Source organism: Actinoplanes sp. TFC3, from assembly GCF_001553785.1.
In the GTDB taxonomy this organism is placed as follows: Bacteria; Actinomycetota; Actinomycetes; order Mycobacteriales; family Micromonosporaceae; genus Actinoplanes.
Map to the genome: position 1 here is coordinate 428,998 of NZ_LOJP01000001.1, position 21,334 is coordinate 450,331.

A 21,334-nucleotide genomic window follows, 5' to 3' on the forward strand; every position below is an offset into this window, starting at 1 on the left:
CCACAAACGTCGTAACCCCCTGAGCCAGCGCCCCAACCGCCACAGCCCGGAAGCTGACCGAATGGCTCCCGGACACGATGGGAAACACCGTCCCAACCGCGATCAGCGCAATCCCCGCCAGCAGCGCCAACCCGATCAGCGCCGCCAGCACCCGCCCCGGCCCGCCAGCGGTGACCACCGTTACCGCCCGCCGGGTGGGGTCTTCTCCATTGATCACCGTTACCGTGAGCCAGCACATGGTCAGGAGCAGGCTGCCCGCTGACACCACGTAACTGCCGATCAGCGGGCCGGTGTCATTGACCGTGAATACCGTCAATGCGGTGAGGTACAGCAGCAGCGGGGCCAGGTATCGCTGCCCGTGAATGGTGAGCGACAGGTAGTACCGAAGCGCGGCGGTCATGAGCGCCGGACTTCCTCGATTGACCAGTTGTTGCTGAGCAGCCGGTGCAGCACCTCGTCGCACTCGTCGCCCGGCACTTTCAGATGCGCGGTTTTCGTCTGGCCGACGTGGGGCGGCACCGGACGCGCCGTGCCGTAGCGGTTGGTCACCACGATGTGCGCTACCGAGGGTGCCGGGAGGCCGTCGCCCAGCGTGAGGCTGCGGGTGGCGTTGCGCCGGGCGGTCGAGGCGCGGTGGTCGGTGAAGATCACCGTGTCGACTTCGCCGAGGATTTCTTCGAACACGCGGTGGGCTGCGGCGTCGAGCCCCGACCACGGTTCGTCGAGCACCAGCAACTCCGGTCGTACCATGAGGGCCTGCGACAGCGCGACTTTCTGGGCGTTTCCTTTGGACAAGGCCCTGATGGGGGTACGAACACCGCCCGCCAGTTCCAGCCGCTCCAGCCAATGCCCAGCCCGCAGCCGAGCCACCCCGGTAGCAAGCCCTCGTATCCGCCCCACATGCGTCAGGTAAGCCAGCGACGACATCGCCCCGTCGGCCGGGAACCGGTCCGGCACGTAGCCGACGATCGCCGGGCGGCCGGTGATGCGGCCCCGCGACGGCCGGGACACCCCGGCGATCAGGCGCAGCAGCGTGGACTTTCCCGAACCGTTCGGGCCGGCGACGTATACGTGGTCTCCGGGCTCGATGGAGAACGTGACGCCGGACAGGATCCACCGCCCGTGTCCGTACCGTTTCCCGATGTTCTGCAGGGCCAGCACGTCAGCAGAATGCGGCCTTCCGAGGGTTTTCGCGTCCCCCGGAAGTAGACACCTAGCGCGGCTTGTACAGCAGCCCGGCCTCGTAGGTCAGCACGGCCAGCTGGGTCCGGTCGCGCACATCGAGTTTGGCGAACATCCGCCGCAGGTACGTTCGCACCGTCTCGATGCTGAGGAACAGCTCCTCGGCGATCTGCTGATTGGACCGTCCCCGGGCGACCAGCCGCGCGACTTCGACCTCCCGCGCGGACAGCACCGCATCAGCGAAAGCGTGCCGGCCCGTGGGGCGCCGAGGCGGCGCAAATTGGTGCAGCAGCCGGGCGGTCACTTCCGGCGCCAGCATCGCGTGCCCGGCGTGCACCGTGCGGACCGCGTGCAGCACCTCCACCGGCGCCGCGTTCTTGAGCAGGAATCCGGAAGCGCCCAGCCCGAGCGCCTCCTGCACGTACTCGTCCAGGTCGAAGGTCGTCAGCATGATCACGCGGGTGGCCGTCGTGGCCAGGATCTCGCGGGCCGCCTCAAGGCCGCTGGCGCCGGGCATCTGGACGTCGAGCAGGGCCACCGCGGGGTTGAGGGCGCCGACCAGCCGAACTGCGGCCAGCCCATCGCCGGCCTCACCGGCGACACGGAAGCCCTCGGTGCGGTCGAGCAGCTTGCGGTAGGCAGCCCGGAACCGCGCGTCGTCATCGGCGAGGAAGACGGTGATCATGGCAGCCGGGCCCGTACCTCGAAACCGCCGTCGGGATGGTTGCCCCACGACACAGTGCCGCCGGCCAGTTCGACGCGTTCCCGCATGCCCCGCAACCCGAACCCGCCGTCGCCCAGCCTGGTGGCACCGGGTCCATGATCGCGGACCACGATCACGGTGCTGCCATTTTCGTCGTGCACGTCGACCTGGCAGGCCGCCCCGGGAGCGTGCCGTACGACGTTGGTCAACGCCTCCTGCACGATCCAATAAGCGGTAGTGCCGGTGCCCGCCGGCAACGCGACGCGCGCCGACAGCGGGGTAGCCGGGCGGGGCGCGCGCAATGTACGTACCAAAGTCTGAATCTGCCCCAAGGCTCCCCGGGCGTGCGTCTCGATCCCCGCCAGCGTTTCCCGCAGCTCTTTCTCCTCGGCGTCCGGCAGGGCGGCGACGACTCCGGCCTCGGCCGTGATCGTGCCGAGCGCCCGCCCGACCACGTCGTGCACGTCCCGGGCGACCGCGAGCTGGACCTGCGCGCGTTCCGCCTCGATCTGCCGGCCCACAACCGTGCCCAGCAGCCCCGCAGCGGTCAGTGCGATAACTGACACCAGCGCACGCTGCCCGAGCCCATGCGACGGTACGGCGCTTACCACCGCCACGCCGGCAACCAGGATGGGCAGCCAGACGGCCGGATGGCGCACGCGGCTGGCCTGGTGCACCGCGAGCGGATAGAGGCACCAAGCGGTGGCCAGCATCGGGTCCTCGGTCAGCTGAAAAACCGTGCCAAGGAGGGTGACGGCCCCCGCGACCAGCGTGGCCTGAGAAGGATGACGCCGCCGCAGCGCCATTGCTGCGGCGGCGACACCGGCCAGAAGCAGCCCGGCCGCCCGGCTGTCGGAGCGAAGCGCAGGCGGGAGCCAGAAGACCACAACGACAAACGCGGCGACCAGCATCACCGCATCGTATGCCGCCGGGCGCGGTCACTCGTTGGGCAGCAGCGCCCAGAGCACGAGGTAGATCAGGAACTGGGGACCGGGCAGCAGGCAGGACACGACGAAGATCAGCCGGACCATGCCCGATGAGATGCCGAAGCGGCGGCCCAGACCGGCGCACACACCCGCGATCCAACGGTCGTCACGGGGCCTGGCAAGGCGGCGGGTCGTCATTGCGTTCACTCCTTCGGTGGGGCCGGAACCCGGTTGCTCCGGCCGCTTTCCACGCTAGATGGATCTCTGTGAGCCGCCCTCGGTCCTGAGATGGAGAAGGCGGTTCACATTCCCGTAAGGGGACCCCGTACCCGATGCGGCCGCGCTGTTAACATCGGGGCAAATTCCACCGCCTACTCTCCGCAGTTAAAAGCCTGGCTGCTCCGGAGGCGGTGTGAAGGGGAGGGATGTCGCGGTGACGCTCGCCGTGCTGTGCGGGAGTACCGCAAACGTTCTCACGTCGGAAACCGCCAGCGAGGTGCGGTCGGCGCTGCTGGCAGCCGGGGCAACCCGGGTGGTCAGCGTGAACGGTCCGGATATGTCCGCCCAGTTGCTCCGGCTGGCCGCGCTGGCCGAGGAGGCCGACGAGCCGCTGCTGCTCTGCGCGGATGATCTTGTGGCGCACCCGAGTCTGCTGTGGACGCTGGCCACCGAGCCGGCCGGTCGCAGCACCGCGCTGGTCGCCGCCACGCAGAGTGGTGACGGCGGCGACCTCCGGGAGGATCGGGGGCGGCTCGTGGCGGCCCCCGATGGCCCTACCCGATTCCTCGGCGCGCTCTGTCTCGCCCAGACCGATCTGGGGCTCGTCACGGCTGCGGTGGCAAACGCCCGGCGGCCCCGGGGCGGCACCGATGTGCTGGTCACGGCGACAAACGCGCTCGACGTTCTGCTGCCCGGCCTGCTCGGTGCCGGGCTGGTCCCGATCGCCACCCGGGTGCGCCTGCTGCACGCCGAACGGGTGCACACCCACGCGCAACTGAGCGCCGCCCGCCAGAAGGTCGCGGCGGTGGATGAGGACAAGGCGCTGCTGCGGCTCGCGGTCAAGGAGAAGGACGACTTCTTCACCACGTACGCCGTCAGTAGCTGGTCACCGCTGGTCACCAAGCTGTGCGCTCGCGCCAAGCTCACGCCCAGTCAGGTCACCGCGCTGTCGGTACTGTTCGCGGTGGCCGCCGCGCTCGCCTTCTGGCAGGCCTCCCGACCGGCTTTGATCATCGGGGCGGTGCTGCTCTACCTCGGGTTTGTGCTCGACTGCGTGGACGGCCAGCTCGCCCGCTACACCCGCAAGTTCGGCGCGTTCGGCGGCTGGCTCGACACCATGGCCGACCGGGCGAAGGAGTACGTGGTCTACGCCGGGCTCGCCGCCGGGGCCGAGCGCCTCGGGTTGTCGTTCGCCTGGCCGCTGGCGATCACCGCCATCGTGCTGCAGACCGTGCGCCACATGACCGACACCTGGTACGGCGCCCTGCACGACGAAGCAGCAGCTCGCCAAGCCGTCGGCACGGCCGGCAACTCCGACGCCGGTGGGGGGGTGGGCGCCCGGCTCAGCCGCGCCTCCAACAAGGTGCAGGCCGACACCGGCTCGGTGGCGTACTGGCTCAAGCGCATCGTGGTGTTCCCGATCGGCGAACGCTGGGCCCTGATCGCGGTCCTCGCGGCGGTCGCCAACGGCCGTATCGCGCTGGCTGCCGTGGTTGTCTGGGGCTTGCTCGCGTTCGCGTACACCCTGGGTCTGCGGTCGTTGCGTTCGATCTCCATGCGCGTTGGCGTTCTCACCACCGTCGACACCTCGCAGCACCGTGACGACGGCCGGCTGGTCCGGGGCGTGGTCAGCGCGGCCGGACTTCGGCAACCGCTGATCTGGGCCGTCCTGGCAGCGGTGGCCCCACTGGCGTTGATCGGCGCCGTTGCGGCCGGCTGGGTGCACCGGGGCACACCCTGGCGGGCCGGTGACCTGGAATGGGTCCGGGCCGGCGGTGCTGGGATCTGGCTCGTGGTGGCGGCCCTGATCGTGCTGCTCGCCGGGGCCGCGGCGCGCTCGGATCATGGCGGGCCGCTCGACTGGCTGGTGCCGGCCGGGCTGCGGGCCGCGGAGTACCTGGTGGCGGTGGCGGTCGCGATGATCTGCGACGTACCGCCGCCCGTGGTGTTCGCGCTGCTGTTCGTGCTCGCGCTGCACCACTACGACCTGACCGCCCGGATGGAGAAGGGCGCACCGGGCAAACCGGCGAAGCGCGCTCTGCTGGGCTGGGACGGCCGGGTCGTCCTGCTGGTGTTTTTCGCGCTGGCCGGGATCGCCACCGGTGGGGAGCTGCTGCTCGCCATCGGGATCGGCGTGCACTTTCTCACGGGGGCCATCAAGGACTGGCGAACCGGAGAGAGCCGATGACCCTGCTCAGCGTCGTGCTGCCCGTCTACAAGGTGCAGGGCTACCTGCGGCAATGCCTGGACTCGCTGCTCGACCAGGCGTTCACCGACTTCGAGATCGTGGCGGTGGACGACTGCTCGCCGGACAACAGCGGCGCCATCCTCGCCGAGTACGCCGCCCGTGACTCCCGCGTCCGGGTTGTCCCGCTGGCCGAGAACGTCGGCCTGGGCCGCGCTCGCAACGCCGGGCTCGACCACGCGACCGGCGAGTACGTGTGGTTTGTCGACAGCGACGACTGGCTGGCCCAGGGCGCGCTGACCGCGGTGGCCGACCGGATCACCGCCACCACGCCGGACGTGCTGATCGTCGGCTTCGACCGGGTCAACTGGGACTCCAAGGTCAACCTGTCCGGCGTGATCCAGGTGCTGGCTGCCGCGCCGCAGACCTTCACCGCCGAGCAATGGCCCCGCGTGTTCACCATCCTGCACGTCGCGTGGAACAAGGTCATCCGCCGCGACCTGCTGGTCAAGCTGGGCTTCCGCTTCGAGCAAGGCTGGTACGAGGACGTCTCGTTCACCTTCCCCGTCCTCGCCGCGGCCGAGCGGATCACCGCCCTGCCGCGCGTCTGCGTGCACTATCGCCAGCGCCGTACCGGAGCGATCACCCGCACCCTCGACGACCGGCACTTCGAGATCTTCGACCACTGGGGGCATGCGATGGCCCTGGTCGAGGAGTATTCCGAGCGCGCCGACAAGCTGCGCCCGGTGCTGTTCCAACGGATGATGTGGCACTACCTGCTGGTCCTGCGCAACGCCCAGCGGGTGAAGAAGGCGTCGCGCCGGCGCTTCTTCGAGCGGATGCACGAGGACTATCGCCGCTACCAGCCGGCCGGTGCTGTGCGGGCGCCGAGCCACGGGCAGAACCTGCGGTTCCAGGCGATCGAGCGGGGGTCGTTCACGCAGTTCCGCTTGCTGCAGCAGACAATTCAGGCGGCAAAAGCCGTTAACCGGGTACGCCGGGTGCCGCTCGGCCGCACCAAGGGCTTCGCCAAACGGGTACGTCAAGCGCTGTACCGCGGCTACTACAAGCTGCAGTTGCGCGGGCCGGTCGACGAGCACCTCGCGTTGTATGCGGCCTACTGGTATCGCGGTGTCACGTGCAACCCGGCCGCGATTGCCGCCAAGGCCGGGGAACTGGCCCCGCAGGTCCGCAACGTCTGGGTCGTGAGCAAGGCCCGGGCCGCCTCGGTGCCGCCGGGCACCGATTACGTGATCGCCGGTTCGCTGCCGTACTACCGCTCCCTCGCCCGCGCCCGTTACCTGGTCAACAACGTGAACTGGCCGAACTGGGTGGTCAAGCGCACCCACACCACGCACGTGATGACCCACCACGGCACGCCGCTGAAGATGATGGGCATGGACCAGGCCGACCACCCGGCCGCCGCCATGGACCAGAATTTCCACGCCCAGATGCGCCGGGCCGACCGCTGGGACTTCAGCATCACCGCCAACGCGCACACCACGATCGCCTGGGAGCGCGCCTACCCCTGCCGTCACGAGACCCTCGAGCTGGGCTATCCACGCAACGACCGGCTGGCCACTGCGACAACGGCAGAGACTTCAGCGGTACGGACAAAGCTCGGCATCCAGCCCCACGAACGCGTCGTGCTCTACGCCCCGACGCACCGCGAGTGGTTGCCGCTGGGCAAGCAGGTCCTCGATGTCGAGGCGTTCGCCGACCGGCTCGGCCCCGACACCGTGCTGCTGGTCCGGGCGCACTACTTCTATGTGACAGCAGACCATGAGGCGCAGGCCCGGCGGGGGCGGATTGTCGACGTGTCGGCGTACCCCATCGTCGAGGATCTGTATCTCGCGGCGGACGTCATGATGACCGACTATTCGTCCGCCATGTTTGATTTCGCGGTGCTGGATCGGCCTTTGGTGATTTTCGCGCCCGATTGGCAGGCTTATCGCGAATTGCGCGGCGTCTACTTCGACCTCACCGAGGTGCCCCCGGGCGAGCTGGCCGTGACGTTCGAGGACCTGGTCGAGGTCTTCGACTCCGGCTCCTATGCCAGCGACATCGCGGCCGCTCAGCGGGACCGCTTCCGGCAACGGTTCTGCTATCTCGATGACGGAAAAGCTGCGGAGCGCGTGGTTCGCCGGGTGCTGCTGAAAGAGTCAGCTTCGTAAATTTTCGGCTATTGGCCGTTCGCCCGATGGCTTCTATTGATGCGTGTAGTCACGCTAGGCCATCGTCGCAGCTCAATAGCGGGAGGTTGACGGTGTCCACCGTCGCGCTCAAGGACGTCACAAAGGTCTGGCCGGATGGCACCGTGGCGGTCGACCGGGTCAGCCTCGACGTGCAGGACGGGGAGTTCCTCGTGCTGCTCGGCCCGTCCGGTTGCGGGAAGTCGACAGTGCTGCGGATGATCGCCGGGCTGGAGGATCCCAGCGCCGGGGCCATCCTGCTCAACGGCGAACCGGTCATGGACGTGCCGCCGCGCGACCGCCGGATCGCCATGGTCTTCCAGGACTTCGCGCTCTATCCGCACATGACCGTCGGCGGCAACATCGGCTTCCCGCTCAAGCTCTCCGGGGTCGAGGCGGGCCCGCGCGACGAACGGATCAGCGATGTGGCCAGCGCGCTGGGCATCGGCGACGTGCTCGGCCGCAAGCCCGGCCAGCTGTCCGGTGGTCAGCGGCAACGGGTGGCGATGGGCCGGGCCATAGTGCGCCGGCCGGGGCTGTTCCTGATGGACGAGCCGCTCTCCAACCTCGACAGCGGGCTGCGGGCTGAGCTGCGCGCCGAGATCACCGGGCTCACCCGGGAGCTGGGCGTCACCACGATGTACGTCACGCACGACCAAGCCGAGGCGCTGACCATGGCCGACCGGGTGGCGATCATGCGCAAGGGCGTGCTGCAGGACATCGGCACCCCGACCGAGGTGTACGGCCGTCCGGCGACCCTGTACGTCGCGGCGTTCCTCGGCTCGCCGCGGATGAACCTGCTCGAAGCCTCGGTGTACGTCCACCTGGACCGCTACATCGCCCTCAACCTCGGTGAGCAGGCGCTCTACCTGCCCTGGAACGACATCCGTGCCCGGCCGCTGGCGCACTACCACGGCGAGCGGATCGTGGTCGGCATGCGGGCCGAGGCGCTGACCCCGGTGGCCCCGGACAGTCCCGGCGACGTGCTGCAGGGCCGGATCCGCTACCTCGAGCACCACGGCCACGAGTCGCTCGCGTTCCTGGACATCGGGGCTACCGCGATCGCCGTCGACGAGCTCGGTAAGGGCGTGACCGGCAGCGCGCCGACCGGCGGTGGGGCGCTGCGCCGCTTCGGTGACGCGTTGCAGCGGCTCACCGGGCGCGCCGAGGATCCCCTGGAGCACCGCGAGACCGAGAAGGCCTCGGTGCTCAACGATCCCGGCCGGCACCATCGCCGGCCCGCCGAACTCGCGGTCCGGCTGGCGCCCTACCCGGCGATCTCGGCCGGGCAGCCGCTGGCGATCAATGTACGCATGGATGCCCTTCACTTTTTTGACGAGCGTGGGGACCGCATCGACGTCGGCTGGCGCTGACATTGTGGCTGGTCCGGCGTTGAACCCGTGAACTCAGCCGACGAGACGATGCCGTTTCGTTGACACGGTGTCGTATGGTCGCCCCACGTCGGTGCGACGGCGTATCGGCGTCAAACCCCCGAAGGGTGGCGACAGTGGCGAACGCATCCGGACTGCTGGTGATCGAACGGATCCTGCGGGATCGACAAGGCATCTGGCAGCAGGTGGTCGAGGACCGCGACCTGCCGAAACTGACAGTGCAGATGCTGTCGAGCGCGGTGCTGGCCCTCGCTTGTTACGGCGCGGTGCTGGGTTCCTTCCACAGCGTGCTGATGGCGCTGACCTCGGCGGTCAAGTTGCCGCTGCTGTTCCTGGTCACGCTGGCGATCTGCCTGCCGACCCTGTACCTGTTCAACCTGGTGTTCGGGGCGCGGTTGTCCGTACGGCAATCGTTGTCACTGGTCATGGTGGCCCTGACCGTGACCGCCATGCTCGCCCTCGCGTTCGCCCCGATCGCCCTGTTCTTCCGCATCACAGCGCCCGACTACTCGTTCTTCAAGCTGCTCAATGTGCTCATCCTGGCGCTGTCGGCGCTGGTCGGCCTGCGGTTCCTGACCGGTGGCATGCGGGTGCTCAACGACCACGGCCTGCTCTCCCCGGCCACCCCCGCCGCGGCCCCGGTCCCGGACGCTGAGAAGAAAGAACTCGTTGCGGTCGGGGCCGATGGTGCTGCGCCGGTCCCGGTCAAGAGCCTTCCGCCCGGCATGCTGAACCCGCGTCCTCTCGCTCAGCCGGCCCGGCCGTCGGCGCCCCCGAGCATGACGTTGCTCTACATCTGGATCCTGCTGTTCGGCTTCGTCGGCACCCAGCTGGCCTGGACGCTGCGCCCGTTCTTCGGCAGTCCGGGCATGAAGTTCAGCCTGTACCGGCAGATCGACGGCAATTTCTACGCCGAGATCTTCCGGACGCTCTCGCACCTGTTCTGAGCCGTTTTACTGCATCTTTCAATATTTAGGGTTGCGACGACTGCCACGGAGGCGGCACACAGCGTAGGCTGCTCGGCGGTGGAGGACATGGTCGACCAGTCAGCGTTGCGTCCGGCTCCGGGCAGGGAGTTGCCGGACGGCGGCTCCGCGCACTCTTCTTCGCGACGCTCCGTGGCCCTCCTTGACCGCGTGTTCGGGCCCGCCGACATCACCGTGCTGCGCCACGAGCTGCTCGACCGGCTCGACCGCGGCGCGCTGGGCGAGCGCTTCGACGGCTTTGTGCTCGCGGTAAACGAAGTGATCACCAATGTGGTCGTGCACGCCGGAGGGACCGGGCGCCTGGTGCTCGACGCCAGCGGCAGCGCGCTGCGCTGCACGGTGACCGATTCCGGACCGGGCATCCCGGAGCAGTACCAGGGCCCGCCCGAGGTGCCCGCGGCGTTCGGTGACGGCGGCCGGGGCATCTGGCTGGCGTACCAGTTGTGCGACGAAGTGACGATGGCGACAGGCCCAATTGGGACGACTATCGGACTCAAAATCGACCTGCCCGGCCGATGACCATGCCCCGGTAAGTCAGCGACCTGCCGAAACACAGCTGAACACCTGGTGAAACGCCGGGCCAAGCCGGTCCCGGTCTTTCCCGGGTGCAGCGCGCCACGGGCGACTACATTAGGCCGGTGTTCGGACTACCTCCTCACGTAACTGCATGCCTTTTCGATCTCGACGGCGTGCTCACCCAGACCGCCCTGGTGCACAACGCGGCGTGGAAGCAGACCTTCGACGCGTTCCTCCAGGAGTGGTCCCGCCAGCACGGACAGCCCTTTGTGCCGTTCGACTCCGGGGCCGACTACCACAAGTACGTCGACGGGCGTCAACGCGCCGACGGTGTGCGCACCTTCCTCGCCTCACGGGGCATCACCCTGCCCGAAGGCAGCCCGGAGGACCCGACCGACGCCGAGACCGTCAACGGGGTGGGCAACCGCAAAAACGTGTTGGTGCTGCAGAAAATTCAGGAGGGAGCGGTTCAGGTCTATCCTGGATCGGTCGACTACCTGCACGCCGTTACCAAAGCGGGGTTGCGCCGCGCAGTGGTGTCGGCAAGCGCCAACTGCAAGGACGTGCTGGAAGCGGCCAAGATCGCCGACCTGCTGGAGCAGCGGGTCGACGGTGTGGTGGCGCGGGCCGAGAACCTGCCGGGCAAGCCCGCACCCGATACCTTCCTCTATGGTGCGAAGCTGCTCGGCGTCGAGCCGGAAAATTGCGCCGTCTTCGAGGATGCCCTCGCGGGGGTGGAAGCGGGCCGGGCCGGGAAGTTCGGCATCGTCATCGGCGTTGACCGCGCAGGCCAGGCCGATGCGTTGCGCGAACACGGCGCCGACATCGTGGTCCAGGACCTCGCCGAGCTCCTCGGCAAATAACAAAGACTTTTTCTCTTCTCACTGCGAGAGGCACCACCGTGATCCGTGAACGGGCCTACCCCGTCGACCCCTGGCACATCCGGGAAACCCGGCTGGACCTGGATTTGCTGGCCCAGTCCGAGTCGGTCTTCGCCCTGTCCAACGGCCACATCGGCATCCGCGGCAACCTCGACGAGGGAGAGCCGCACGGACTGCCGGGCACGTACCTCAACTCGTTCTTCGAGCTGCGGCCGCTGCCCTACGCCGAGGCCGGCTACGGCTTCCCCGAGTCGGGCCAGACCATGGTCAACGTGACCAACGCCAAGCTGATGCGGCTGCTCGTGGACGACGAGCCGTTCGACGTCCGCTACGGCGACCTGCGCTCCCACGAGCGCACCCTCGACCTGCGCGCCGGCACGCTGGAGCGGACCGTCGAGTGGGTGTCCCCGTCGGGTCAGGGCATCCGCGTGCGCACCGTGCGCCTGGTCTCGTTCACCCAGCGCGCCGTCGTCGCGTTCCTCTACGAGGTCGAGCCGCTCAACGACACCGCCCGGCTGATCCTGCAGTCCGAGCTGGTGGCCAACGAGCAGCTCCCGCCGACCAGCAAGGACCCGCGCGTCGCGGCCGTGCTCGATCACCCGCTGCAGGCCGAGGAGATGCTCGAGCAGCGCACCGGCGGCCTGCTCGTGCACCGCACCAAGGCCAGCGACCTGCGCATGGCCGCGGCGATGGAGCACTTGGTCGAGGCGCCCGGCAAGCACGCGGTCACCACCGAGGGCCACCCGGACTGGCTGCGCACCACCGTTGCCTGCAAGCTCGAACCGGGCCAGAAGCTTCGGGTGGTCAAGCTGGCCGCGTACGGCTGGTCCAGCAACCGCTCGCTGCCTGCCGTGCGCGACCAGGTCGGCGCGGCGCTGGCCAGCGCCCGGCTGGACGGCTGGGAGGGCCTGCTCGAGGCCCAGCGCGAATACCTCGACGAGTTCTGGGACCACTCCGACGTCAAGGTCGAGGGTGACCCCGAGGTGCAGCAGGCGGTCCGCTTCGGGCTGTTCCACACGCTGCAGGCCGGTGCCCGCGCCGAGCAGCCCCCGATCGGCTCCAAGGGCCTGTCCGGCCCCGGCTACGACGGCCACACGTTCTGGGACTCCGAGACCTTCGTGCTGCCCGCCCTGACCTACACCCAGCCCTCGGCCGCGGCCGACGTGCTGCGCTGGCGGCATTCCACGCTGGATCTGGCCAAGGAGCGCGCCCAGACGCTCGGCCTGCAGGGTGCGGCGTTCCCGTGGCGCACCATCCGGGGTCAGGAGTGCTCGGCCTACTGGCCGGCCGGCACCGCGGGCTTCCACATCGGCGCCGACATCGCCGACGCGGTGCGCCGCTACGTCTCGGCCACCGGCGACCTCGACTTCGAGCGCGAGTTCGGCCTCGAGCTGCTGGTCGAGACCGCCCGGCTGTGGCGTTCGCTGGGTCACCACGACCGGCACGGGCGCTTCCACATCGACGGCGTGACCGGCCCGGACGAGTACACGGCGGTGGTGGACGACAACGTCTACACCAACCTCATGGCCCAGCAGAACCTGTTCGCGGCGGCGGACGCGGCCAAGCGCCACCCCGACCTGGCCCGCAAGTTCGGCGTCGACGACGAGGAACTCGCATCCTGGCGGGACGCGGCCGCGGCGGTGCACATCCCCTACGACCGCGAGCTGCAGGTGCACCAGCAGTCCGAGGGCTTCACCCGGCTGCAGGAATGGGACTTCGACAACACCCCGCCCGAGGCGTACCCGCTGCTGCTGAACTACCCGTACTTCGACCTGTACCGCAAGCAGGTCGTCAAGCAGGCCGACCTGGTCATGGCCATGTACCTGCGGGGCGACGCGTTCACCCCGGAGGAGAAGGCCCGCAACTTCGCCTACTACGACGCCCGCACGGTCCGCGACTCGTCGCTGTCGGCGTGCATCCAGGCGGTGCTGGCCGCCGAGGTCGGCTTCCTCGAGCTGTCGCACGACTACCTCGGCGAAGCGGCCCTGATGGACCTGCACGACCTGCACCAGAACGCCCGCGACGGCGTGCACGTAGCCTCGCTCGCCGGTTCCTGGATCGCCCTGGTGGCCGGGCTCGGCGGCATGCGCGACTACAACGGCGAGCTGTCGTTCGCCCCGCGCCTGCCCAGCCGCATCGACGGCCTGGAGTTCTCGCTGCTCTGGCGCGGCCTGCGCCTGCGCGTCGAGGTCACCCGCGACGAGGTCACCTACTCGCTGCGCAACGGCGGCGGCTCGGCCCGCCTCGACCTGCTGCACCACGGCAAGCAGGTAACCGTCACCCAGGTGAAGCCGGTCGTCCTGCCGATCCCGGCGGCCGCGCCCACTGGCCCGGCCCCGACCCAACCGGCCGGCCGCGCCCCGGTGCGCCGGGCCAGCACGCTCTGAGCTGATCACCGTAAGGCCCGGACGGGCGAAGGCCGGCAAGATGCCGGCCTTCGCCCGTTTGCTTCTCAGAGCGGATACACCACGCCCGAGCGCCCGCTGTACGGGTGCCGGGTGCCGTCGCGCTCGTAGCCGGTGTTCGGGGCGTCCAGCCAGACGATGTACGGCGTGCCCGACTTCAGGCCCGTGATCGTGGCTGTGGCCGTGCAGCCGGGCGGGGTGGGGACGTACTGCCACTTGTAGTTGGGTTGGGCGCCGGAGATCAGGGGCTGCTTGACCGCGGCGATCCGGTAGTCGGAGTCGTACTGGCGGGGCCAGGTCACGGTCAGGCGGCCCTTGCCGGGCGTGACCGTCACCGGGATCAGCACCGGGTCGACCTCGTAGGCCGTGGAGCATCCGGGGTCGGCCGGCAGGAACGAGACCGAGGGCAGGGCCGGGGGCCGGGAGCCTGAATACCTCACTACCGGTGATGGGGTTGCGCTGCCGGTGGCGTACACGATCCAGCCCGGTCCCGAGTTGGGCGTCGCGCTGGCCGATCCGCCGGGCTGGCCCGAGGAGCCAAGTCCGAGCGCGCTGCAGCCACCCACCGCGAGGGGGAGGGCCAGCAGCGGCGACAGGAACTTGAGGATCCGCATGCTTGTCGATTCGGCGGCGACCCCTGATTGCTTAGGCTCGGAAGAGCTGGTGGCCGGCCATCTCAAGACCGAATTCGGCTACCGCTATCGGGGTACGGAGCCCCGACCGGTCGCGCAGCATCAGCCCCTCGCCCTGCGGGTGGTACGTGCCCTTCGCAGCACGCCGGCGACCCTCGACCCGTCCCTCGTACGACCAGTCCCCGGCCAAGCACAGCCGCACCGACCCGTCCGCGTTCTGCCAGAAGCCGGCGTATCCCTCGGGCGGCCCGGCCGGCGTGGGGGTCACGGTGGGCACGGTTTCGCCGGCGCGGCCGAAAGCGAGTGTCAGCAGCGACGCTGTGCCGAAGATGGTTGTGTCGATCCGGGGGCGCATGGTGCTCCAAGCAGGTTACGGCGGGGAAGTTGTCAGTACCCTTCGGCGCCCTTGAGCTGCACTTGAGGGAACCTGCCATTGACAGTTAACAATCTATGAACATTATTAATAGTTATGCGCCCGCTGAAGTGGATCGCCGCCCTGACCGTCGTCGCCACCGCCGGACTGCAGTTGCAGACGGCCGTGCCGGCGCTTGCGGCCACCATCTGCAACCGCTACTGCGACGGCCGGGACCCGGCCCTGTCTCCCGGCGACCGGGTATCCGTCACTACGAGCCTGTACGGCCGGTCGTTCAAGGTCCATGTCAACGACACCGACGCGATGGCCTGGGCCACCGTCGAGAACGGCCAGGCCGGGGACGAGGTATGGCTCGACCGCTCGTTCGACGGTGGCCGCGGCTGGGGAGCCAACAGCCGGCTCGGGGTCACCGCCATCCCGGCCGGTTCCAGCACCTGGCGAACCGGCATGTACAACGTCGACGACTGGAACAACCAGGGCGTCGGCGTGCTGCGGGCCTGCGGGAAGGCCGGCGACAGAGCCGAAATCGCCTGTACGTCCTGGGTCCGCAGCAACTGGAACGCCTGGGACCGCCGCACAGCCGCAGCCACCGCCCTGATGATGCGCTACGACCGCGCGTCCGGGCTCTTCGACGCCGCGAACGCTTGGTGGACCTCGGCGAACGCGCTCACCAGCCTCATCGACAACAGCCGCATCAGTGGCATGCACAGCTACGACTACGCGATCGCGAACACGTACAACGCCCAGGTGAACGCCAAGCAGGGGCAGTTCCGCAACGAGTACCTGGATGACACCGGGTGGTGGGGGCTGACCTGGGTCGCGGCGTACGACCGTACCGGGGACAGCCGGTATCTCAACACCGCACGAGCCGATGCCGACTACATGTTCTCGTACTGGGACGGCACCTGCGGCGGGGGCGTGTGGTGGAAGACCGATCGCGCGAGCAAAAACGCGATCGAGAACAGCCTGTACATCCAGCTCAACGCGGCTTTGTCGCAGCGTATCGCCGGGGACACCGTGTACCGGGGGCGGGCGCAGGCGGGCTGGAACTGGTTCCAGAGCACCGGCATGCTCAACAGCTCGAACCTGGTGAACGACGGCATCACCATGAGTACGTGCCGGAACAACGGCAACGTCACCTGGACCTACAACCAGGGCGTGCTGATCAACGCGCTGGTGCAACTCAACAAGCTGACCGGCGACGCCAACGCGCTCACCGTGGCCCGCCGGATCGGGGACGCGGCCACGACAAGTTCATATTTGAACCCCGGCGGCATCCTGCGTGAGCCCAACGAGCCCGATCAGTGCAGCGGGGACGGCGTTTCGTTCAAGGGCCCGTTCGTCCGCGGCCTGGGCGTGCTCAACGCGGCGGTGGGACGGCCGTACGACGCCTACCTCAGGCGCCAGGCCGATTCGGCGTACGCCAACGACCGGACGAGCTTCGACGCGTACGGCAGCCATTGGGCCGGCCCGTATGTCAGCACCAACCACAGTTGCCAACACAGTGCAGTCGACCTGCTGAACGTGGCGCCGTAGCGGTAAAGCTCATCCCGCTCGCCCCGGGACCGATCGTGCCCTCGAACCCGGCACGAGAGGATTCCCATGGAGCACGCGCCCCGCACCACGCCGTGGGACCGGCGGTTGCTGCTGATCTGCGGATCGGCGGCGGCCGTCGCAACCACGTGGTTCGTGCTGACGTTCTTCATCGGCCCGGCCGGCCCGGCCGTGGCCGGCTGGCTGGTCGCGCCCCTGTGTACCGCCGTGGCCGCCATCACCGCATGGCAGACCAGCGCGGACCTCGGGGTGCCCAGGCCCGCCCGGCGGTTCTGGCGGTGGTTGACAGCCGCGCTCGGCGTGCTCTCGCTGTCGCTGGTCAGCCAGATCGCCGACGCCCTCAACGCCGACCTGAGCATGACCATGCGGGTCGGCCCGCTCACCGGGGTGCTGCACTTCGCCGCTACCGTGCTGATCGTGTGGCCGATGCTGCGGCTGCCCTGGGGTGCGCCGTCGCGGGGCAAGCTGATCGCCTCGGTCATCGACATCGCGATCCTGGTGTGCGGGGCGGGCATCTTCTTCTGGCACTTCGCCGCCCAGTTGCTGTTCGAGAACGCGGCCGGGGCCTCGTACGCCACCGGCGTGCTGCTGACCGGCTCGGGGCTGCTGGCCCTGACCGCTACCGCGAAGCTGGCCGTGACCGCGTCCGCCACGCTGGACGGCGGCTCGTTGCGAGCGCTGCGCTACGCGTTCCTGATCGGCCCGGCCGGTGCCGCCCTGGCACCGTTGCTGGTCGCCAAGCCGTACCTGGACACCAGCCTGTTGATCATGCCGGTCGGGTCGGTGCTGGTCATGATCGCCGCCCAGCGCCAGGCGGCGGCCGGCGTCACGGCTCAGCCGCCGGACCGCCGGATCCGGCACTGGAGCCCGTTTGCCTACGCCGTGGCCGCCGCAACCAACGGGCTGCTGATCGCCGTCGTCGCGCAGCACAGCTCGGACGTGCTGCCGGTTACTGCCGCCGCAGTCACGCTCACCACGCTGGTCATCGCCCGCCAGGTGGCCTCGATGCGGGAGAACGAGCGGCTGGTCACCCAACTGGACGAGAACATGCTGGCCCTGCGCCTCAAGGAGGAGCGCTTTCGCTCGCTCGTGCAGAATTCCAGCGACATCGTGACGGTCACGCAGCGCGACGGGACGATCGAGTACCTGAGTCCAGCGGTACGGCGGATGCTCGGCACCGATCCCGAGGAGCTCACCGGCACCAACTTCATCCACCGGGTGCACCCCGAGGACCTGCCGATCGTCAAGGAGAACCTCGGCCGCATCGCCGAGCTGCCCGGGGCGACCATCACATACCAGGTCCGCCTGGCGCACGCCGACGGCTCGTACCGGATGTTCGAGATCACCTTGGCCAACCTGCTGCACGAGGAGTCGGTACGCGGCCTGGTCAGCAACACCCGCGACGTGACCGAGACCGTCGAGGCGCACGAGCGGCTCAGCTACGAGGCCAACCACGACGTCCTGACCGGTCTCGTCAACCGCGCCCTGTTCAGCGAGCGCGTCGAGGCAGCCGTGCGCCACGCCCGCCCCGAGCGCCCGATCAGCATCGTGCTGGTCGACCTTGACGACTTCAAGATCGTCAACGACACCCTGGGGCACGGGGTCGGCGACGCGCTGCTGGTCAGCGTGGCCGAGCGGATGCAGGCCACCGTCCGGCCGACCGACACGGTGGCCCGCCTGGGCGGCGACGAGTTCGCCATCCTGTTCGAGGGCCTGGCCAGCACCGCGGTCGACCGAGTGCTGAACCGCATCGCCGACGCGCTGGCCGTACCGGCGGACATCGGCGGGCACCTGCTCAGCGCGCAGGCCAGCTTTGGCGTGGTCGACGGCCGGGGCGGCGACGACCCGGGCAACCTGCTGCGCCAGGCCGACATCGCCATGTACGAGGCCAAGGAACGCGGCGACGGCGGCTACCAGCGGTACCGGCCCGGCTCGCAGGTGCGCGGCGTCGAACGGCACCGCATCACCGAGGCGCTGGCGGCCGGGCTGGAACGCCAGGAGTTTCTGCTGCACTACCAGCCGGTGGTCAGCCTGCCCGACGGCACGCTCACCGGGGTCGAGGCGCTGGTGCGCTGGATGCACCCCAAGCGCGGCCTGCTCGGCCCGGGGGAGTTCATCCCCGGCGCGGAGCTGACCGGCATGATCGTCCCGTTGGGCGCCTGGGTGCTGCGCGAGGCGTGCCGGCAGGCGGCGGCGTGGATCGCCGAGCTGGGTGACCAGGCTCCGGGCACGGTGGCTGTGAACGTGTCAGCGCGGCAGTTGCAGACCCCGGGCTTCGCCGACGAGGTGGCCGGCACGCTGCACGCGGTGGGCCTGGCGCCGAGCCGGTTGATCATCGAGATCACCGAGTCCATCGCGCTCGGTGGCGAGGGCACGCATCAGGCACTGCAGGCTTTGCGGGCTTTGGGCGTACGGCTGTCCCTCGATGATTTTGGTACTGGTGCTTCTACCCTCAGCTTGCTGGCCAACTGTGCCGTGGATCAGATCAAGCTGGACCGGTCGTTTGCGCCCGGAGCCGGGCCGGACGCCATTGCCGGCGCGGTGCTGCACCTGGCCACCGCGATGGGCGTGGAGGCCGTCGCCGAGGGTGTGGAGACTCCCGCGCAGGCCGCCAGGCTGGGCGATCTCGGTTATGTCAGGGCGCAGGGCTTCCACTTCGCCCGGCCGATGACCGCCGAGTTGATAGCGGTGGCCATCACCGAGCCGGCGCTCATGATGCCGGTGGAGTCGCTCCCAGCGAGGTCATGACCGAGGCCGCCACCTTCTCGAGGTAGTCGTCGTCGACCGGCGTGCGCAGCACCGCCAGCCGCCAGTAGAGCGGGCCCAGCATGAGGTCGACGGCGAGCTCGGGATCGGTGCCCTTGGGCAGCTCGCCGCGCTCGATGGCCTGGCCGACTATCTTCTCGCTGAGGGCCGTCTGGTGGGTGCGCAACGCCTTGTTCAGCGTCTCGGCGATCTTGGGGTTGCGGGCCGCCTCGGCCATCAGGTCGGGGATGATCTGCGAGGCGATGCGGTGCTGCAGCGCCTTGCTGACGATGAACATGGTCAGTTGCAAATCCGTCGCGAAGCTACCCGTGTCGGGCATGGGCACGCTACGCTCCGCCACGCCGGAAACAATCTCGAGGACCATTTCGAGCTTGTTGCTCCACCGGCGGTAAACCGCGGTCTTGCCGACCCCGGCCCGGCGGGCCACCGCTTCGATGGAGAGCCGGCCGTAGCCCACCTCGGCCAGCTCGTGCATCACGGCGTTTCGGATTGCGGCGGTGATGTCGCCGCGGAGCACGGCGGCACCCGCGGGTGCACGTTTTGTAGCTGCCACGGCACTCACTATACGCCACGACGCAACGGTTGCGTTTCGACGTTAGGTCGGTTAAATTCGGTGCGACGTCGATACGATGGCGTCTCATCGCGGCACACTGTCTGGTGTGTTCCCGCGCAAGACACCGAGGTCCCAGACCCCCGACGGACCGATCAGATCGGAGCGCCACCCTATGCCTCAGACGGCGGTCGCCGATTCCGACACCGGCCTACCCCTGAAAGAGCTGGCCCAGCGGCACGGCCTGGGCGTTGCGGGCCGGCTGCCCTCGTTGCCCGAGTACACCGGCAAGCTGTGGGCGTACCGGCACTTCATCGCCTACTACGCCAATGCCAAGGTGACATCGTCGCTCGGCAAGACCCGGCTGGGCATGGTGTGGCAGGTGCTCACGCCGCTGATCAACGCGGCCGTGTACTACGTGATCTTCGGCAAGATCCTCGGCACCTCCAACGGCGTCGAGAACTTCGTCGCCTATCTGTGCACCGGCGTGTTCATCTTCGGGTTCACCCAGTCCGTGGTGCAGGCCGGCATCCAGGCGATCAGCGGCAACCTCGGGCTGATCCGGGCGTTGCACTTCCCCCGCGCCGCCCTGCCGCTGGCCATAACGTTCGTCGAGATCCGCAACATGGTCGCCTCGCTCATCGTGCTGATGGCCATCGCGCTCGGCTTCGGCGAGCCGCTCACCCTGCAGTGGCTGCTGGTCATCCCGATCTTCCTGCTGCAGTCGGTCTTCAACGCCGGCCTCGCCCTCGCGACGGCGCGGCTGGGCTCGAAGGTGGCCGACTTCAAGCAGTTGGTGCCGTTCATCATGCGGTTCTGGATGTACGGCTCGGCGGTGCTCTACCCGGTGAGCCGGTTCAAGTCCGCCGTGCACCACCCGGTGCTGCTGCACATCGTCGAGGCCAACCCGCTGCTGGTGTTCATTGACCTGATGCGCCACGCGTTGCTGGAGAACGTCGAGCTGGTGGCGACCCCGTGGGTGCTCTGGACCGAGGCCGCGGCCTGGACGGTGCTCGTGGGCTTCGGCGGATACGTCTACTTCTGGCGCGGAGAGAAGGGCTACGGTCGTGGCTGACCAGCGCGAACCCACAGTGATCGTGGACGACGCCCACATCGTCTACCGGGTGCAGCAGTCCGGCGGGGCAACGAGCCCGCTGGCCGGCTTCAAGCGGATCGTCACCCGGGCCAAGCCCACCACGCTGCGCGAGGTGCATGCGGTAAAGGGCGTCAGCTTCGTGGCCTACAAGGGCGAGGCGATCGGGCTCATCGGCACGAACGGCTCCGGCAAGTCGACGCTGCTGCGCGCGGTGGCCGGGTTGCTGCCCGTGGAGCGCGGCGCCATCTACGCGGCCGGTCAGCCCTCGCTGCTCGGCGTCAACGCTGCGCTGATGAACGACCTGCCAGGCGAGCGCAACGTGGTGCTCGGCTGCTTGGCCATGGGCATGTCCCCGGCCGAGGTCAAGCCGAAGGTCAAGGAGATCATCGACTTCTCCGGCATCAACGAGCGCGGCGACTTCAGCTCGCTGCCGATGCGGACCTACTCCTCCGGCATGGCGGCCCGGCTGCGCTTCGCCATCTCGGCGGCCAAGAAGCACGATGTGCTGCTGATCGATGAGGCGCTGGCCACCGGTGACGCCAAGTTCCGCAAGCGCAGCGAGCAGCGGGTCCGTGACCTGCGCGCCGAGGCCGGCACGGTGTTCCTGGTCAGCCACAGCGAGCAGTCGATCCGCGACACCTGTGAGCGCTCGATCTGGCTGGAGTCGGGCAAGATCCGCGCGGACGGCCCGACCGATGAGGTCCTGAAGGAGTACGAGGCCTTCACCAAGAAGTGATCCCGGTACGAAAAGGGGCGGCTACTCGCGAAAGTGGCCGC

At 68.9% G+C, this 21,334-nt stretch carries 18 protein-coding genes and 1 pseudogene; 11 read left to right on the forward strand and 8 right to left on the reverse strand.

Going from position 1 to position 21,334, the window contains the following annotated elements; genetic code table 11:
* The 5 genes and pseudogenes from TFC3_RS37710 to TFC3_RS01985 form a co-directional block, all read right to left on the reverse strand.
* A pseudogene (locus TFC3_RS37710) lies at positions 1 to 400 on the reverse strand (hypothetical protein); the annotation flags it as partial.
* Complete coding sequence (locus tag TFC3_RS01970; protein WP_201787109.1) at positions 397 to 1,161, reverse strand: ATP-binding cassette domain-containing protein; 765 nt, start codon at positions 1,159 to 1,161, stop codon at positions 397 to 399. The pseudogene TFC3_RS37710 and the gene TFC3_RS01970, both read right to left, overlap by 4 nt.
* Positions 1,162 to 1,213: 52 nt before the next feature.
* Entirely contained in the window at positions 1,214 to 1,867 is a 654-nt protein-coding gene (locus TFC3_RS01975) for a response regulator transcription factor (RefSeq protein WP_067494758.1), read from the reverse strand.
* Entirely contained in the window at positions 1,864 to 2,796 is a 933-nt protein-coding gene (locus TFC3_RS01980; protein ID WP_067494761.1) for a sensor histidine kinase, read from the reverse strand. Before TFC3_RS01980 ends, TFC3_RS01975 begins: the two co-directional genes overlap by 4 nt.
* Before the next feature lie 27 nt (positions 2,797 to 2,823).
* Positions 2,824 to 3,009, reverse strand: a complete 186-nt coding sequence (locus TFC3_RS01985) for a PspC domain-containing protein (RefSeq protein ID WP_067494765.1) — start codon at positions 3,007 to 3,009, stop codon at positions 2,824 to 2,826.
* Between the two features lie 235 nt (positions 3,010 to 3,244).
* Between TFC3_RS01985 and TFC3_RS01990 the strand changes: the two genes are divergently transcribed.
* From TFC3_RS01990 to TFC3_RS02020, 7 genes are all read left to right on the forward strand, one after another.
* Positions 3,245 to 5,218, forward strand: a complete 1,974-nt coding sequence (locus TFC3_RS01990) for a DUF5941 domain-containing protein (protein WP_067494767.1) — start codon at positions 3,245 to 3,247, stop codon at positions 5,216 to 5,218.
* Positions 5,215 to 7,389: a bifunctional glycosyltransferase family 2 protein/CDP-glycerol:glycerophosphate glycerophosphotransferase gene (locus TFC3_RS01995; protein WP_067494770.1), complete on the forward strand. Its 2,175-nt coding sequence runs from the start codon at positions 5,215 to 5,217 to the stop codon at positions 7,387 to 7,389. Before TFC3_RS01990 ends, TFC3_RS01995 begins: the two co-directional genes overlap by 4 nt.
* Positions 7,390 to 7,481: 92 nt before the next feature.
* Positions 7,482 to 8,780: an ABC transporter ATP-binding protein gene (locus TFC3_RS02000; RefSeq protein WP_067494773.1), complete on the forward strand. Its 1,299-nt coding sequence runs from the start codon at positions 7,482 to 7,484 to the stop codon at positions 8,778 to 8,780.
* Positions 8,781 to 8,914: 134 nt separating this feature from the next.
* The gene (locus TFC3_RS02005; RefSeq protein WP_067494775.1) at positions 8,915 to 9,745 is read left to right on the forward strand and encodes a hypothetical protein; all 831 of its coding nucleotides are present in this window, start codon (positions 8,915 to 8,917) and stop codon (positions 9,743 to 9,745) included.
* Between the two features lie 87 nt (positions 9,746 to 9,832).
* Positions 9,833 to 10,303 carry an ATP-binding protein gene (locus TFC3_RS02010; RefSeq protein ID WP_236717941.1) on the forward strand — a complete coding sequence of 157 codons (471 nt, stop codon included), beginning with the start codon at positions 9,833 to 9,835 and terminating at the stop codon, positions 10,301 to 10,303.
* 119 nt (positions 10,304 to 10,422) lie between these two features.
* Complete coding sequence (locus tag TFC3_RS02015; RefSeq protein WP_067505757.1) at positions 10,423 to 11,163, forward strand: HAD family phosphatase; 741 nt, start codon at positions 10,423 to 10,425, stop codon at positions 11,161 to 11,163.
* Between the two features lie 38 nt (positions 11,164 to 11,201).
* Positions 11,202 to 13,568 carry a glycoside hydrolase family 65 protein gene (locus TFC3_RS02020; protein WP_067494781.1) on the forward strand — a complete coding sequence of 789 codons (2,367 nt, stop codon included), beginning with the start codon at positions 11,202 to 11,204 and terminating at the stop codon, positions 13,566 to 13,568.
* 65 nt (positions 13,569 to 13,633) lie between these two features.
* Here TFC3_RS02020 and TFC3_RS02025 read toward each other — a convergent pair whose 3' ends face one another.
* A complete protein-coding gene (locus TFC3_RS02025) occupies positions 13,634 to 14,200 on the reverse strand; it encodes a hypothetical protein (protein WP_067494784.1) in 567 nt (188 codons plus the stop codon).
* A 31-nt stretch (positions 14,201 to 14,231) separates the two neighbouring features.
* Complete coding sequence (locus tag TFC3_RS02030; RefSeq protein ID WP_067494786.1) at positions 14,232 to 14,573, reverse strand: hypothetical protein; 342 nt, start codon at positions 14,571 to 14,573, stop codon at positions 14,232 to 14,234.
* Between the two features lie 114 nt (positions 14,574 to 14,687).
* Here TFC3_RS02030 and TFC3_RS02035 point away from each other — a divergent pair, with 114 nt between their 5' ends.
* Both TFC3_RS02035 and TFC3_RS35240 read left to right on the forward strand, forming a co-directional pair.
* A complete protein-coding gene (locus tag TFC3_RS02035) occupies positions 14,688 to 16,127 on the forward strand; it encodes a glycoside hydrolase family 76 protein (protein WP_082771814.1) in 1,440 nt (479 codons plus the stop codon).
* Between the two features lie 66 nt (positions 16,128 to 16,193).
* Positions 16,194 to 18,893, forward strand: coding sequence for a bifunctional diguanylate cyclase/phosphodiesterase (locus TFC3_RS35240; RefSeq protein ID WP_082771815.1), 2,700 nt, complete (start codon positions 16,194 to 16,196; stop codon positions 18,891 to 18,893).
* Here TFC3_RS35240 and TFC3_RS02045 read toward each other — a convergent pair.
* Complete coding sequence (locus TFC3_RS02045) at positions 18,856 to 19,464, reverse strand: TetR/AcrR family transcriptional regulator (protein ID WP_067494789.1); 609 nt, start codon at positions 19,462 to 19,464, stop codon at positions 18,856 to 18,858. The genes TFC3_RS35240 and TFC3_RS02045 overlap by 38 nt on opposite strands.
* A 172-nt stretch (positions 19,465 to 19,636) precedes the next feature.
* Between TFC3_RS02045 and TFC3_RS02050 the strand changes: the two genes are divergently transcribed.
* Both TFC3_RS02050 and TFC3_RS02055 read left to right on the forward strand, forming a co-directional pair.
* Entirely contained in the window at positions 19,637 to 20,536 is a 900-nt protein-coding gene (locus tag TFC3_RS02050; RefSeq protein ID WP_067494792.1) for an ABC transporter permease, read from the forward strand.
* Positions 20,529 to 21,293, forward strand: coding sequence for an ABC transporter ATP-binding protein (locus tag TFC3_RS02055; protein ID WP_067494795.1), 765 nt, complete (start codon positions 20,529 to 20,531; stop codon positions 21,291 to 21,293). The genes TFC3_RS02050 and TFC3_RS02055 overlap by 8 nt, the downstream gene beginning before the upstream one ends.
* The last annotated feature ends 41 nt before the right edge of the window (positions 21,294 to 21,334 follow it).